Genomic DNA, 15091 nt, shown 5'->3' with positions numbered 1-15091 from the left:
CGTCTGCGCGGGAACACGGGGTCAACTTAAGTCGCCTCCGCCTATCGTGGTTTCATATCACCTTGCTGAGATTTTCCACAGAGCCCAGCACCCCTCACCTTTCGTGGGGTTGGAATCGCCCAAACGTGGTTCCAGAGTCGTTCAATCGTGGTTCTGGAATCGCGTAGCAGAAGAAAGGTATTTTATTACAGATACTTGCAAATGATTTTTGCATCCGTAACACAATAAATAACACATATATAACTAGGTTCTTGCACAAGGAGCTCCCAACAGACACTCTGAACTCATCAGATAAGGCTTTGAAAAAGCTTACCAATCCAAATTACATCACCTAAATTGTTGTATGTAATACGTTTTGTGGTATCTTTATGGAATGTCGATACATGTATGGGGTTTCATGCTTAGAAAGCCCTCGCACCCATCCCTGACTGCACGAAACATCTCCGCGCAGCAGGGCCAGCAGACAGGCTTTGCCCGATGTCAGATCACCCCCTGCCCCCCTATTTCAACATAGATCCGGATCAAGCTGCTGATGCCCTGACAGACGGGGTCGGCGTTACCGACTTCGCAGAGGTGGCCGCTCGCGTTGCCCAGGGCCGTGATGATCTGGCCAGGCGTGGCCATTCCCCCGATGGCAAAAAGGAGTTACGCCGATTCTCCACCTGGGAAATCACCCGTTATCTGATCCCTATCGCGCCCGCCCATTTCCGGCGGGTTTTGCGTGCGAACCCTGATCTGCCCCAAGGCGTTTCCGAAACAGAGGCCGGCGCCAAATGGTTCACCTTGCAGGAGGTCCTAACCCTACGCGAACACTTCGCCACCGAGGGATCGCGTAACAAAGAATACCAACCCTATCGGCCTAAGGATCTACCCGCAAAAATCGTCGCTGTGGCCAATTTCAAGGGCGGCGTCGCCAAGACGGCTACCGCAACCCACCTCGCCATGAGCGCAGCATTGGACGGCTACCGCGTGCTGGTGATTGATCTAGATAGTCAGGGGTCAATGTCGTCTATCTTCGGCGCTACGATCGAGGATGAATGGCAAACCGTTTTCCCCCTGATCGCCCGCGATTACGCGCAAAGCCTACAGGCCGAAAACCGCTCCCGCATGGCCCGTGGCGACAGCCCCCTGCCCTTTGACGAGATGTTGGCCGAAGCGCTGAAGATCACCTCGCAGGACATCATTTCCAAAACCCACTGGCCCAATATCGACCTGATCGGCGCGCAGCTGAACCTGTACTGGGCCGAATTTCAAATCCCCGTCTGGCGCACCACCGCGCGTGGATGGAAGTTGTGGGAGGCGCTGAACAACCGGCTGGAGGCGGATGGCGTGCTGGATGAATACGATATCGTCATCCTCGATACGCCGCCTGCGCTGGGATATCTGACGATCAACGGTTTGGCCGCTGCCGATATCCTGATGGTGCCGTTGGGCGCCAGCTTTCTGGAATTTGACAGCACGGGCCGGTTTTTCGACATGCTGCATGCCACCTTCTCCTCCATCGAGCGGGGAGAAAATGCGGCGGCGCGCGCCCTTGGCCAACCGGAATTGAAGTTTGAATGGGATGCCGTCGCCGCGATCCTGACCCGCTATGACGCTGCCCAGCAGGCGGAGATGGCTACGCTGATACAGGGCTGGATGGGCGGCATGATGACCCCCTACCGACAGGATTTCACCGCCCTGATCGGTCAGGCGGGTGAGCAGGTGAACGGTATTTACGAGGCCGATTACCGCGACTTTAACCGCGATACCTATGTGCGCGGGCGCGAAACCTTTGACCAAACCTATGCGATGTTCAAAAAAATGCTGATCGGTGCGTGGAGGCGTGACGAGCGCGCACAAACCGAAACGGAGGCGAGCTAAAATGGCACGACGCAAGAGACTGGACCCGACCGAGCTGGCCGCCAACCGCCCTGCCCCTGAGGCGAAATCCATGGGTATGCCCGATGCCGCAGCCCCCCCCATTGCGCGTGTCGCAGGCGAAAGCGCCGGCGGCGGTGCGCGTGCGCTGGCCATGGCGGATGAAGCCGGACGGCTGCTGCACGCCATCCCGCTGAGCAGCATCAATATCGCCCATCTGACCCGTGACCGCATCAGCGCCACGGATGATGGCATGCAGGCCCTGCGTGCCTCAATCCTGGAGCATGGCCAGCGGATGCCGGTGGAAGTGATGCAGAGCGACGCACAGCCGCCCTACCACTTCGGTTTGATCTCTGGCTACCGACGAATGCAGGCGGTTGTGGAGTTGGCTGCACAACATCCCGAGGATACACGCTTTACCACGATCAAGGCGTTTATCCGCCAGCCGGACGACCTGCGGGGGGCCTATGTCGCCATGGTCGAGGAAAACGAGATACGCGAGGATGTCAGCCATTTCGAGCGCGCCCGCGTCGCCCTAATGGCCGCACAGGCCGAGGTGTTCGAGAGTGTCGAGGAGGCGGTAAATGCCCTCTACGCGGCGGGGTCCAAGGCGCGGCGCTCCAAAATCCGTAGCTTCGTTTTGGTGGTGCAGGAACTGGGCAATGCGCTGACATATCCGCAATCGGTGAACGAACGGCTGGGCTTGCGCTTGGCCGAGGCGATCCGCGCGGGGCAGGGCGCACGCTTGGCTCAAGTCTTGAGCGAGGGCAGTTTTGAGGATGCGGCCGGGCAAAATGCGGTGCTGGACGCGGCGCTGAATGCCAAGGTTTCGCATGCGAAACCCTCCAGAAACACGGGCAAGGTTTCGTATGCGAAACCGTTATTCGAACATCGATTGCCCAATGGTGCCACCGTGGCGCTGCACCGCACGGGGGGCATTAGTCGGCTCGAGTTTGCGGGACATGAGTTAACGCCGCATCAGGCGCAAATGCTGGCCGGGGCGTTAGAGGTGATTTTGGAATCCGATAGCCCGAAATAGGGCAGAGTTGAATTTGGGCCTGCAATGGTTTCGCGTGCGAAACCGGAGCCGAATATACGGTCGTTAGGAATGTCGGCGTCGGTATAACCCACGCCGACATTTTGAATAAGAGGTTAGATCGCCCAGAAAGATTGCGTCTCAATATCCGCCTCGGTCGCGCTCTGAATGATCAGCTCATCACTGCCAAAATCGATATGAACATCAGTGCCGTTCTGGGTGATCGCATCCAAAAATTCGGTGTTGGTGGTAAAGCCGAGCTCCGTCAGGTCGAACAAGTCTACGCCGGCCTCGAAATCGGTGACCGTGTCCTGTCCATTCCCCGCGACAAAGATGAACGTATCGGCCCCAGCACCGCCGGACAGTATGTCATTTCCTGTGCCGCCATCGATGGTATCGTCGCCGTCACCGCCGGATACGTCATCGTTACCATTGCCGCCGAACAGCTGATCATTACCCAGGCCACCGGTAATAGCATCATCGTCATTATGGCCATATACGATGTCATCGCCATCGCCGCCATCCAGCGTGTCGTTGCCGCTATTCCCGAACAGTTCATCATTGTCATCGCCGCCAACTATAGTGTCATCGCCGCTGCCGCCGGAAAGGGTGTCCGCGCCTGTTCCACCGCGGATCAGATCATCACCGTCCTGCCCGTTCTGTTCGTCATCACCATCGCCGCCATCTAGTGTGTCATTGCCGGTTCCGCCCAGCAGCAAGTCGTTGCCCAACCCGCCACTGATCACATCATTATCGCCAAAGCCGTAGATGGTATCGTTGCCGTCATCGCCATCGATCGTATCGTCACCATTATTTCCGAAGAGGGTATCGGCACCCGTGCCACCGGAAATATCGTCATCGCCGTCATCGCCAGTGATATAGTCGTTGCCATTGCCGCCCAGCAGCATGTCATTGCCTAGGCCGCCGCTGATCAGATCGTCGTCATTAAAGCCGTAGATCGTGTCATTGCCAGCATCTCCGTTCAGTGTATCGTTGCCAAGGTTACCATACATCAAGTCATTATCTGCGCCGCCATGCATGGTGTCGTTTCCGTCCCCACCGTGCAATGTGTCAACGCCGTCGCCACCCTCGATCAAGTCGTTTCCGTCCTGACCGTTCAACAGGTCATTACCGCCATCACCCTGCAGGGTATCGCCGCTGGACCCGCCGTAGATTTCGTCGTTGCCCAGCCCGCCGCGCATCACGTCTGCCTGATCATAACCGTAGATGGTGTCGTTACCGTCACCGCCATCGATCGTATCATCGCCACGGTTGCCCGAGAGCAGGTCGTTATCCGCGCCGCCAAAGATTTCATCGTTGCCGTTACCGCCGGCAATCTCGTCGTCTCCATTGCTGCCCAACAGCAGGTCGTTCTCGTCAAAACCGTAAATGGTATCGTTGCCGTCACCACCATCCATGCTGTCATCGCCGCGATGGCCGTACATTAGATCGTTATCGGCACCGCCCAGCATCGTGTCCTCACCGTCGCCACCATACATGGTGTCCGCGCCGGTGCCGCCTTCGATCAAGTCGTCGCCGTCCTGACCGTTCAGGGTGTCGTTATTGTCGTCACCCTGTAGCGTATCGTTGCCCGCGCCGCCCAGGATCAGGTCATTGCCCAGCCCGCCGCGTGCCAGATCATCGTCGTTATAGCCATAGATGCTATCCGCGCCGGCATCGCCGTCCAGCGTATCATTCCCGCCATGGCCTACGACCAGATCGTTGCCATTGCCACCGGACACAACATCGTTGCCATCACCACCGAGCAGGGTATCCGTACCCTCCGCGCCGGAGAGGGTGTCATCGCCGGCCACGCCGCGAATGTCGTTATCCAGCGCGTTGCCGATAATTTCATTACCCTCGGCATTGCCGAAACCAGCAGTGGCTGATCCGGTCAAGATCAGATTTTCAACATGTGCGGTGAGTTCGTAATTGATCTGTGTGGACACGGTGTCGATGCCATCAGCCGCAATTTCGGTCACGACATCACCTGAGTTATCGACTATATACAGGTCATCGCCACCCATCCCTGTCAGATTGTCAGCACCCGCGTTTCCATTCAGGGTATCATCACCCGCACCGCCCTCGATTTGGTTCGCAGCGAAATTGCCTGCTAGGTTTGCATTACCCGTTCCGACAAAAATCAGATTTTCCAAATTATCAGCAAGTGTCGTGCTGGACAGCGTGGTGGCGACTGTATCCGTTCCTTCATCCGTGCCCTCAACGATGATATCGCCAACATCGTCGATCACGTAAGTATCGTCCCCCAAGCCGCCGGTCAGGATATCGGCGCCGGTGCCGCCATCCAGGCTGTCATTGCCATCACCGCCGGTCAGGGTGTCATTGCCGCCCTGTCCCTCAAGCGTGTCATTGCCTGCATTACCGCGCAGCTCGTCGGCCTGTGCAGCGCCGTAAAAGCGGTCATCGCCGATTGAGCCGGTATAGTTGATCGCATGATCATCGAGCAGCAATTGCAAGGAGGCCGGGCTGCCGATTGCCGCAGCGGCCAGCGCGGGGATCAGGTCACTGCGCGGGATGTACAGGCCGCCAAAGCTGAGCACAGGAATATCTGCGGGCTGGCCGTTCAACAGGCCCGCAACGCTGAAGGTCAGGCCGGTGACAATACCTGAGGATCCATCAAGGGCGGTGCCTGTGAAGGTTGCCTTGAGCCCCTGTGCATTGCTGGAATTCGCGAAGGAAAACGCGGTCGCGCCTTCCTCGGTCAATTCGCCGGTATAGATTGCATCGATGAACAGGTCGTCCACATCTGCCGCGACTTCCTGACGGGCGGTCACGTCATAGGGCACGGTGGGGGCGGTGACGCTGTTATTGGTATATGTGATCGGATCGGTCAGTCGCGCTGCATTGCCGGCATAGGCGCTTTCGCCGAACTCATAGCTTTCAACGATGATATTATCGGGATCAACTACGTAATAAACGTAGTAGCTGCCCTGTGGAATATCGGTCCGCGCATCCAGACGCACCGCGACATCGGCGTTTGTGGCGCCGGTCAGGCTGGCCAGTGGGCTGCGCCCAATCTCGTAATCGCCAACGTCGAAAAACTCATCCGTGGACAGATAGACCGCAACATCGGTCGCGTCGGCGGTGACATTACTGGTGTTTCTGATGGTGACGCTGATATCGATCGGAATGCCGGCGGTCATTGAGGAGAATCCCAAGCCGCCAATAACCCCCAGATTGGGTAGTGAGAGCGTCAGAAGATCATCATGGGTCATCAGCGCGCCATTGAAATCGAACGTGTCGATTTGGGCTGCTGTCACCACACCCTCCACCGTGGTGCCGCCTGTGCTGGTCAGAATGACCGAGCGGCGGTTCGAGGAAATGGTGATGTCGTAATCGTCCAGCGCGCCGGACAGGGACAGCGTATCGTCGCCCGTACCGCCATCAACTGTCGCATCGCCCGCACCGGGGGTGAAGTTATCATTGCCGTCGCGGCCATATAGCTGGTCATCGCCATCGTCGCCGATCAGAGTGCTGTTGGTATCCGTGGCGATTAGAACGTCATCGCCCGTGGTGCCGGTCAGGGTGAAGGTATCGCTGAAATCGTCCCAGTTGGCGGTCAGGTCATCGGCATTGGCGGCCGGACCATAGATTTCCTGCACGGCCAGTACATCGAGCGCCTGTAGGGTCGATACGATGGCCCCGCCGGAATTATAGCTCATCACGGTGGTGGAGGTATTGAACTCGGGATCGATGGCATTGTCATTTGGATGCTCTAACCCGACGGCGTGTCCCAGTTCGTGCAGTATGGTTTGGAAATTCTGGGTGCCGGGGCTGTAATCCTCATCTCCTGAAATGCCGACGGTCATCGCCAGAACGCCATTGCTGGACATATCGCCGAAGTCCTGCGTTGTCTGGTCCGCGATGCGGGGCAGGTTGGAGACACCCAACAACCCTGCCTGTGTCGAGGTGGTGTTCATGATCGTGATTGATGCATCCGCCGGGTCATCAACCTCGATAAAACGAATGCCTGCCACTGCCTCATATTCCGCGAGGGCCAGCCGGAAATTGGCCTGTTGATCGGTAGAGAAGGCGCCGAATTCGGTGATGCCGGATGCTGCACTATCGGGAAACAGAGCCGCAAAACCAGCCGTGGCGAAGCTGTATGTCACGAAGGTCGGAGCGCCGTTGCCCACCATCGCATTCCATCGCTCATCCGTTCCAGCGAGAATCGCGGTGTAATCGGTGCTAGTGGCAACGGTCATGGATGACCCTCTCTATCGTGGTTTCCTGTACAAACTTACATCAGCAGTGCCTCTCACAAAAGAGATAAAGCAAATGGGGTAGATTCATCGATCTATACAAGTGTCGATAGTGGGGTGGTATCCTTGGATTATCCTGAGTTGTGTAAAAAAAATATACTAAATTTGGTATCTTTCAAAGCAACGCAGGTGCAGCATTAAGAAAACATGCGATCAAAGACCCGCCGATCTGTTGCGGTGACGACCCGAATTCGGATCGCCGAAATACTGTATCTCACCCTATGGCGCGGATCGCGGCTGATTATGGGCGGTAAACCAGATCAGTTGGTCCGCCAACAGTTTGGCTGGTGATCAAGGTATCAATCCAGTCGGTTGTGGCGGCGGGCAGGCAACTCTCGGGAGTATGCGTTTGTGCGCTTGCGAACGTGGTGACCATTACAAGCAGCGCAGTGGTGAGGGTAAGCAATGTGAATGTATGGGTCATAGCGCTTCTTTCGGACGGATATTTCAAATGCTCAATGGCTCCGTGTTCCTTGCGGTACACGAAGCCATTGAAACGTGTGGTCAACACACGCCGGTATTCGTGTGCGCCTTAGCGTGCGAAGTCAGCGTAGGAGTTGATGTGGTTCTCATCGTCATTGATGATTGCACCGATTGTAGCGATCTCGCCCTGGGTCAGGGTCTGGGCAACGTCGGCAGGGATGCCGATGGAGGCAGCCAACTGCGAGGTGTTCGCCAGAACGGGCGATGCCAGAGCGGCAGTCAGAGCGACAGTAGCGAGAAGTGTTTTTGCAACATTGGTCATGGTCTAGGTCCCTTAAAATCTGTGTCTTGAAACTGCCGGACTGTTCCGCGTTTCGATGATAGACAGATGGGGACGTTTAGCGGTTGGAGTAGAGCAATTCGCGGCGTCTGAGCGTTTCCAATACGGATACAATTACCGCATATCACGCGAATGAGAGTATACGTGAGACGGTTGGTCTCTTAACGTCAAGTCGATGTTTCTGCCTGTAAGAGCAGCTTTGTAGGGTCTCAACTAAAACTGTTGGCACATTGGTTTTAATCCTGTGATCCCGTCTAATCGGGATCGATAGATGGTTTTGCATCTAGGCCGCTATCCTGTAGCTAGGACCTAATTGTTTATCAAAGGTCCGCTCATGATCTCTCCTCTGTCGCTGTCCGGTTTGTTTACACTCGATCCTGTTCGTCATGGTGATGATCGGGGTTGGTTTTCGGAGGTTTTCCGCACGGATAAATTCCGTGAGCAGGTTGCTGATGTGACCTTCGTACAGGAAAACCGATCACTCTCGCAGCAAGCAGGCACGATGCGGGGGCTGCATTTCCAAACGCCGCCCCATGCGCAGGGTAAATTGGTTAGCTGTATCGCAGGTAGTTTGTGGGATGTTGCGGTGGATCTGCGCCCCGGGCCCAGTTTTGGCAAATGGCATGCGGAGGAGTTGTCCGCACAAAACGGTCGCCAGTTCTGGATACCGGCGGGCTTTGCCCACGGGTTTTGCACGCGGGAGCCGAACACCGTTATCTCATATAAAGTGACGGCGTTTTATGCGCCGGATCATGATGCGGGGCTTGCGTGGGATTTCGGGCATGCGGATGGTGCGGGCGTTACTTGGCCCGAGATTGCGAACCCTGACACCCTGTCTGCCAAGGACCGCAATCAACCTGAAATCGAGACAGTGCGCGGGGTCTTCGCATGAGCCGTATTCTGGTCACGGGGGCTGCCGGGTTTATCGGCTCGGCTGTGGTGCGGCATCTGATCGGGCAGGGGCATCAGGTGCTCAGCTATGATGCGCTGACCTATGCGGGCAGCTTGACCAATCTGCGTGAGGTTTCGGACAATCCCGCGCATCAATTTGTGCAGGGGGATATTCGCGATCCGGCGGCGTTGTCGCAGGTCTTTACGGAATTTCGGCCCGAGCGTGTGATGCATCTGGCGGCGGAAAGCCATGTGGACCGTTCTATTGACGGGCCGGCGGATTTCATCTCGACCAATATCGAGGGCACCTTTCGTGTGTTGGAGGCCGTGCGCTCCCTGCGTGATGCAGGTGGGGATGTGCGCCTGCTGCATGTTTCCACGGATGAGGTGTTCGGCGAGCTGCCCGATGATGACAGCCTGTTTGATGAGGCGACGCCCTATGATCCGTCCTCGCCCTATTCAGCGTCCAAGGCGGCATCGGACCATTTGGTGCGTGCATGGGGGCGGACATATAGTTTGGAGGTCTTGATCTCCAATTGCTCGAATAATTACGGGCCGTATCATTTTCCGGAAAAGCTGATCCCGCTGACGATCCTCAACGCGCTGGATGGGCGCCCGCTGCCGGTTTACGGGCAGGGCGAAAATGTGCGCGATTGGCTGCATGTGGACGATCACGCCGCGGCGCTGGACCTGATCGCTGCAAGCGGAACAGCGGGTGAGACCTATACCGTCGGAGGCCGGAACGAGCGGCGCAACATTGATGTGGTCACCGCGATCTGTGCGCAGATGGATGCGCTGCGCCCTGATGGTGGCCCACATGACCGGTTGATTGAGTTTGTGACGGATCGTCCCGGCCATGATGTGCGCTACGCCATTGATGCCACGAAGCTGGAGCGCGAACTGGGCTGGCGTGCCCGTTATGATTTCGACAGTGGGCTGGCGGCCACGGTGCGCTGGTATCTGGACAATCAGGACTGGTGGGAGCCCCTGCGTGAGGAAGCCCGCGCGCGGCGTGGATTGTCCACATGACGCGTGGCCAGATGAGACTGGCAGTGACTGGGCAGACGGGACAAGTGGCCCGCGCATTGGTTGAACTTGGTATGCGTGAGGGCATGGAGGTGGTGCCGCTGGCTCGTCCCGTATTCGATTTGGCGCAGCCGGATACTGTGCTGCCAGCGCTGCGCGCGGCAGGTGTCGATGCGGTGGTTAATGCCGCGGCCTATACGGCGGTGGATGCTGCGCAGGATGATGCGGCGAACGCATTCGCGGTGAATGAGGGGGGCGCCGCTGCCGTGGCCCAGGCGGCACAGGTGTTGGGCATTCCGGTCGTTCATCTGTCCACGGATTACGTATTTGACGGGTCTGGTACAATGCCGTGGCGTGAGGGAGACCGGACGGGACCACTAGGCGTTTATGGCGCGTCCAAGCTTGCCGGTGAGAGTGCCATCGCGCGCGCCTGTGCAAACCATGCGATCCTGCGCACGGCATGGGTCTATTCGCCCTTTGGCGCGAACTTTGTGAAAACCATGTTGCGGTTGGGGGCAGATCGGGATGTGCTGCGTGTTGTGCAGGACCAGATCGGCAATCCAACGTCGGCCCATGATATCGCGCAGGGGGTGATCGGCGTTGCGCGCAATCTGCTGAGCTCGGCTGACCCTACGCTGCGCGGAACGTTTCATATGGCGGGAACAGGAGCGGTAAGCTGGGCCGGTTTCGCACGCGAAACCTTTCGGTTGGCCGCGCTGCATGGACAGACAGCGCCGCAGGTTATTGGTATTCCGGCGGCGGATTATCCTACACCCGCTGCGCGGCCTGCGAATTCACAACTGGATTGTGCGGCCTTGGCGGACGTGCATGGCATTACCTTGCCCAATTGGCGCGATGGCCTCGCCATTGTTGTTGGCCGTTTGATGGAGAGTCGCACATGAAGGGTATTATCCTCGCCGGTGGCACGGGTTCGCGCCTGTGGCCAATCACGCAGGCCGTTAGCAAGCAGTTGATGCCGGTCTATGACAAACCGATGATCTATTACCCGCTGAGCGTGTTGATGCTGGCCGGTATCCGTGAAGTCTTGATCATCACAACACCCCAGGACCGCGCCGCATTTGAACGCCTGTTGGGCGACGGGTCGCAATGGGGGGTGGCGCTGAGCTATGCCGAGCAGCCCGAGCCGGGCGGGTTGGCGCAGGCCTATACGATTGGGGCTGCATTTGTGGATGGGCAGCCGTCCTGTCTGGTGCTGGGCGACAACTTGTTCTTTGGTCACGGCTTGCCCGAACTGCTGTCCGCCGCACGTATGCGGGTTGAGCAGGAGGGCGGCGCGACCGTCTTTGCCTACCGTGTCGCGGACGCGCACCGTTACGGCGTTGTGGATTTCGACGATCAGAATCGCGTGACCTCGATCGAGGAAAAGCCCGCGCAGCCGCGGTCGCCCTTTGCGGTGACGGGGCTGTATTTCTATGACGGGAATGCAGCGCAGAAGGTTTCGACGTTGAAGCCTTCTGCACGGGATGAGTTGGAAATCACCGATCTGAACCGTGCGTATCTGGCCGAAGATGCGTTGAGCGTTGAACGTATGGGGCGTGGTTATGCGTGGCTGGACACCGGTACGCCCGATAGCTTGCTGGAGGCTGCGGAATTCGTTGGTACGCTGGAACGTCGGCAGGGTGTGAAAATCGCCTGCCCCGAGGAAATCGCCTATCGCGCCGGTTGGATCAGTGCCGATGCGTTGGCGGTCTTGGCCACGCGCATGGGGCAGGGCAATTATGCGCGCTACCTCTCTGTGTTGTCAGAGGATCGTTGAATTCCAGCTGGTGATGACGGGCTGAGGCAAATACCCCAAGCCAGCCCAGTCAACACGACAGGCACGCCGTAGTAATATGTACCTGAGACAAGAGAGTAGAGCGCCATCGTGTTGAGCAAACATAGCGAGGTGAGCGTTGTTGGGCCACCCCGCGCCGCGCATCGGTTCGCCCTAACCCACAGCGTAAGAACTATTACGATGACGATGGTGCCCATGGGGATCCCTAATCCTAGTAATAGCTCCAGTGGAAAATTGTGCACTTGTGGCAATGGATATTGGTTCTGAATCAGAATGAACTGGCCCCAACCGTATCCCGTTAATGGGGCATCCTTTATCAGTCCTATTGTATTGGTCCAAATTTGCAAACGGCCTGTCGAAAAGGCGTTCGGGTCATCCAGATGCGAGGCTGAACTGCGCAGCTCGTCCAGAAAGCCTAGGTTCGGGCCGGGTGAGGGCAGGAGCATTGCTAGAATGATTGCCGCGATCAGGGCTATTACCAACCTAAAGGAACGTCGTGGCTGTAAGGCTAGCTGTGCGATGAACAGGGTAAGCCCGCCTCCAGCCAGTAATGCCAGCCACGCGCCTCGGGCACCGCTCCATATCATGAACGCAATCGCCAAGGTGCCAAGCACCGTTAGCGCAATATCGCCCTTGGGGCTGCGATTTGGGTTTGGAATGCAGATGGTAATCAGCCCAACCGCAGCAGAGGCCGTCAGCAGGTGGCCCATTTTGCGCACGTGGTTAAAGCCGGGCATGTCGCGGCTCCAATCAATCGATCTGCTCTCACTATATATAATGTCCATCAGCGGAAGCAGTAAGACGTAGAGAGGGCCCGCCATCAGGATTGCCAGCAATGCGGCATCGCCCAACTGCACGCCGTGCGCTCGAATGACCAGTTGCACTGCCCGCCCTGCGATCAACGCGCCGATCCAGAACTGAAGTGCCAGAAGTGAAAACCCCGTATGGGGCGCACGGGTAAAGGCGAGCAGAGCTGCAAGCCCGAACACCAGCCCGCATATCTTTGCCAGCGATCCGTGTGGGAATAGGCCACTGCGGACCTCTGGCCACAGGGCCAGCATGGCAAGCGGTAGGATCATGATAGCAAAGCCGGTCAGCCCCAATAGCATCGCACGATCAGGGTCCAGCATGATTGCACCGGCTCCGACTGGCAGCAGGGCAATTAGCAACAATACTAAACTATAGCGGGCTGGCAGGAGAGGGGCTGTTTCCATGCTGTCGGGTGTTCTCACTTTGTGATGGAAGTATCAGTCGCATCGGGGTGGTGAAGGTCAAGGTCTTGGTGACATAAAGGATAGGCAGGGACTGTTGCAGCGGATAGCAAGGGCACGCGCTATAATCGGGATATAACATGATCCGCATCAGCCTATTGGTTTTCACTGCGATGTGCCTGATCGTCACCGGCGATACGGCGGGTAAGGTGATGACGCAGGGCGGTGTTGCGCCCAGCTTCATCGCCTGGTCACGCTTTGCCATTGCCGCGGCGGTCCTGCTGCCGTTTAGCGGTTTGCGGTGGGCTGAGCTGCGATCCTTGCTCGATTGGCGGGTTTTGCTGCGGGCGGGTCTGATTGCGGCAGGGATTAGCTGCATCCTGACGGCCCTGCGGACGGAGCCGATTGCCAATGTGTTCGGCGCCTTTTTCATCGGGCCGGTCGTGGCCTATATCCTGTCCGTTCTGTTGCTGGGGGAGCAGGTCAGCAAGGTGCGCAGCATTCTGTTGGCACTGGGGTTTGCCGGTGTGATGTTGGTGGTCCGCCCGGGATTTGGCGCGGGGCCGGGCATGGCGATGGCCCTGTTGGCGGGATGTTTCTATGGCGGATATCTGGTGGCAACACGGTGGCTGGCGGGGGAGTTCCGCCCGCGGTTTCTGCTGATCTCGCAATTGATCGTCGGTGCAGTGGTGCTGATGCCAATGGGGGTGGTGGCGCTGCCGGTTGAGGTGGACCCACGGCTGGTTGGCCTGATCGGGCTAAGCGCGCTTGCCTCGGCCGCCGGTAATTACCTGCTGGTCACGGTCAGTCGCACCACGCCTGCAACGGCGATTGTTCCTTTGGTCTATACGCAACTGATCGCGGCGACGCTGGCGGGGGTTATGGTGTTTGGCATCTGGCCTGATCCGCTCGCCCTGATCGGGTTGGGGGTGATCCTGCTGTCCGGTTTGGCATCGCTATGGTTGAGCAGATAGGGGATTAGAAAATTAGCAGATCCTCGATCAGATGCAGGTCGATCCAGCTTTCTGTGGCTTCTGGCTCCTGTGGCGCGGGGCTTGGCTGATGGCCGGACAGGCGGGGCGTTTGCTCGAAATGGATTATCTGGACCTGCGGATCGAGGAAAAGCGGGGCGGGTTCCTCGAATTCAAATTCCAGCTCGAAAACGGTGAAGCCGCTTTCCTTTTCCGAGGATGCGACCAGCAGCAGCCTGTCATCCTGCGCGATCAGATCCAGGCCGGAAATGTCGGCCAGCGTGCTCTGATCTGTATCAAGGATATCATATAGGTGTACCAGATCGCCGTCCTGCGTCAGCTCGAACAGGCTGAGGCCCGCATCACTGCCGCCAGCGGCCACCACGGTCATGCCGTTGATTTGGGCGGTTGCCAGTTCGGACACACCGGAAAAGCGGGTCATCATATTGTCCCACTCATGATCGGTCAGGACCAGCTCATCCTCCAATACCTCAAACACGCTGAGAGAGGAGGAGCCGGAGGCCGCAACAATCGCGAACTCCTTGCCATCCATCGTGACCGTTTCAATGGCGGAGACGCCATTATGCCAAAACCCGTCCTCGGCCAAAGCAACATCCGTGACCGTTCCCGCCGCATCCAACAACGCCACGCCGGTATCAAAGGCGGAACCCGCAATCACGCGCCCGTCCGACAGGCTGGCCAATGCGGTGATATCGCCCAGGGGGGTGGCGTCGTCATCAGCGATTTTCAGGGTATCAAGGACCAAGCCCGCCGTGCTGCGTGCCGCGCTGGCCGTATTTGACAGGGCAACCAGATTTGCAGCGCCATTGGCGGTAAAGCTGTTCGCATCAATCGTAACCGCGTTATCCCATCGGGCCAGTGCGCTAAGTCCGGTATCGGTCGTCACCAGATCGTGCAGGCCCGCATGGGCCGACAGGCGGAATGTCTCTATTTCCAGCAGGCCGTCATTATACTCAAACCGTGTTAGCGCATTTTCCCCTGCCGAGGCGGTGATGATCTGCAATCCGCTGGCTGTTTCAAGGAATGCGACCCCGCTCAAGGCCGCAAGATATCTGTCCTGCGCATCGACTGCGCAAGAGGCGAGCGTAACGCCCGTCAACATGGAACCACCCATTTACCCCGCCGTGCGCGTCGCCTGCCCGTGTTTGGGACAGGCGACGGCGTCACCGGCTACCACCATTTGCGGTTCGCATTTTTTAATCTCGATCCGACCCCTCGGAGCGAGCTGCGATCC

The 15091-nt window shown here is 57.9% G+C and carries 12 protein-coding genes; 7 read left to right on the top strand and 5 right to left on the bottom strand.

Annotated elements, in window-relative coordinates:
* Positions 1–477 precede the first annotated feature (477 nt).
* Together CR254_RS16400 and CR254_RS16395 are read left to right on the top strand one after the other, a co-directional pair.
* Entirely contained in the window at positions 478–1863 is a 1386-nt protein-coding gene (locus CR254_RS16400; protein WP_097931929.1) for an AAA family ATPase, read from the top strand.
* A gap of 1 nt (position 1864) precedes the next feature.
* Positions 1865–2899, top strand: a complete 1035-nt coding sequence (locus CR254_RS16395; RefSeq protein WP_097931927.1) for a ParB N-terminal domain-containing protein — start codon at positions 1865–1867, stop codon at positions 2897–2899.
* A 113-nt stretch (positions 2900–3012) separates the two neighbouring features.
* Here the strand turns inward: CR254_RS16395 and CR254_RS16390 are convergent, their stop codons facing one another.
* The 3 genes from CR254_RS16390 to CR254_RS16380 all read right to left on the bottom strand — a co-directional run bounded on the left by CR254_RS16390 (position 3013) and on the right by CR254_RS16380 (position 7924).
* On the bottom strand, positions 3013–7122 hold the full coding sequence (locus CR254_RS16390; RefSeq protein ID WP_097931925.1) for a CARDB domain-containing protein: 4110 nt from the start codon (positions 7120–7122) through the stop codon (positions 3013–3015).
* Between the two features lie 298 nt (positions 7123–7420).
* Positions 7421–7603: a hypothetical protein gene (locus tag CR254_RS16385; protein WP_097931924.1), complete on the bottom strand. Its 183-nt coding sequence runs from the start codon at positions 7601–7603 to the stop codon at positions 7421–7423.
* 108 nt (positions 7604–7711) lie between these two features.
* The gene (locus CR254_RS16380; RefSeq protein WP_097931922.1) at positions 7712–7924 is read right to left on the bottom strand and encodes a hypothetical protein; all 213 of its coding nucleotides are present in this window, start codon (positions 7922–7924) and stop codon (positions 7712–7714) included.
* A gap of 352 nt (positions 7925–8276) precedes the next feature.
* Here CR254_RS16380 and rfbC point away from each other — a divergent pair, with 352 nt between their 5' ends.
* Genes rfbC through rfbA form a run of 4 tightly spaced genes read left to right on the top strand, consistent with a single transcriptional unit; the run spans position 8277 to position 11636 of the window.
* A complete protein-coding gene (gene rfbC / locus CR254_RS16375; RefSeq protein WP_097931920.1) occupies positions 8277–8834 on the top strand; it encodes a dTDP-4-dehydrorhamnose 3,5-epimerase in 558 nt (185 codons plus the stop codon).
* Positions 8831–9862 (top strand): dTDP-glucose 4,6-dehydratase, encoded by a 1032-nt coding sequence (rfbB, locus tag CR254_RS16370; RefSeq protein ID WP_097931918.1) that lies wholly within the window; start codon positions 8831–8833, stop codon positions 9860–9862. The genes rfbC and rfbB overlap by 4 nt, the downstream gene beginning before the upstream one ends.
* Entirely contained in the window at positions 9859–10761 is a 903-nt protein-coding gene (rfbD, locus tag CR254_RS16365; protein ID WP_245851709.1) for a dTDP-4-dehydrorhamnose reductase, read from the top strand. Before rfbB ends, rfbD begins: the two co-directional genes overlap by 4 nt.
* On the top strand, positions 10758–11636 hold the full coding sequence (rfbA, locus tag CR254_RS16360) for a glucose-1-phosphate thymidylyltransferase RfbA (RefSeq protein WP_097931916.1): 879 nt from the start codon (positions 10758–10760) through the stop codon (positions 11634–11636). The genes rfbD and rfbA overlap by 4 nt, the downstream gene beginning before the upstream one ends.
* Here rfbA and CR254_RS16355 read toward each other — a convergent pair.
* Positions 11606–12784, bottom strand: a complete 1179-nt coding sequence (locus CR254_RS16355) for an O-antigen ligase family protein (protein WP_180956045.1) — start codon at positions 12782–12784, stop codon at positions 11606–11608. The two genes, rfbA and CR254_RS16355, sit on opposite strands and share 31 nt — an antisense overlap.
* Before the next feature lie 221 nt (positions 12785–13005).
* Here CR254_RS16355 and CR254_RS16350 point away from each other — a divergent pair, with 221 nt between their 5' ends.
* Entirely contained in the window at positions 13006–13839 is an 834-nt protein-coding gene (locus tag CR254_RS16350) for a DMT family transporter (protein ID WP_097931912.1), read from the top strand.
* Positions 13840–13843: 4 nt separating this feature from the next.
* Here CR254_RS16350 and CR254_RS16345 read toward each other — a convergent pair whose 3' ends face one another.
* A complete protein-coding gene (locus CR254_RS16345; protein WP_097931910.1) occupies positions 13844–14971 on the bottom strand; it encodes a hypothetical protein in 1128 nt (375 codons plus the stop codon).
* Positions 14972–15091 lie beyond the last annotated feature (120 nt).

The organism is Pontivivens marinum (genome assembly GCF_900231835.1).
GTDB lineage: Bacteria > Pseudomonadota > Alphaproteobacteria > Rhodobacterales > Rhodobacteraceae > Pontivivens > Pontivivens marinum.
Note: the sequence above shows the minus strand (reverse complement) of the source record. Positions and strands in the feature narration are given on the sequence as shown.

Bases quoted from the DNA above. Each gene is read 5' to 3' on its own strand.
- CR254_RS16400 (WP_097931929.1), top strand. From the start codon at position 478: ATGTCAGATCACCCCCTGCCCCCCTATTTCAACATAGATCCGGATCAA.
- CR254_RS16395 (WP_097931927.1), top strand. From the start codon at position 1,865: ATGGCACGACGCAAGAGACTGGACCCGACCGAGCTGGCCGCCAACCGC.
- CR254_RS16390 (WP_097931925.1), bottom strand. From the start codon at position 7,122: ATGACCGTTGCCACTAGCACCGATTACACCGCGATTCTCGCTGGAACG.
- CR254_RS16385 (WP_097931924.1), bottom strand. From the start codon at position 7,603: ATGACCCATACATTCACATTGCTTACCCTCACCACTGCGCTGCTTGTA.
- CR254_RS16380 (WP_097931922.1), bottom strand. From the start codon at position 7,924: ATGACCAATGTTGCAAAAACACTTCTCGCTACTGTCGCTCTGACTGCC.
- rfbC (WP_097931920.1), top strand. From the start codon at position 8,277: ATGATCTCTCCTCTGTCGCTGTCCGGTTTGTTTACACTCGATCCTGTT.
- rfbB (WP_097931918.1), top strand. From the start codon at position 8,831: ATGAGCCGTATTCTGGTCACGGGGGCTGCCGGGTTTATCGGCTCGGCT.
- rfbD (WP_245851709.1), top strand. From the start codon at position 9,859: ATGACGCGTGGCCAGATGAGACTGGCAGTGACTGGGCAGACGGGACAA.
- rfbA (WP_097931916.1), top strand. From the start codon at position 10,758: ATGAAGGGTATTATCCTCGCCGGTGGCACGGGTTCGCGCCTGTGGCCA.
- CR254_RS16355 (WP_180956045.1), bottom strand. From the start codon at position 12,784: ATGCTGGACCCTGATCGTGCGATGCTATTGGGGCTGACCGGCTTTGCT.
- CR254_RS16350 (WP_097931912.1), top strand. From the start codon at position 13,006: ATGATCCGCATCAGCCTATTGGTTTTCACTGCGATGTGCCTGATCGTC.
- CR254_RS16345 (WP_097931910.1), bottom strand. From the start codon at position 14,971: ATGGGTGGTTCCATGTTGACGGGCGTTACGCTCGCCTCTTGCGCAGTC.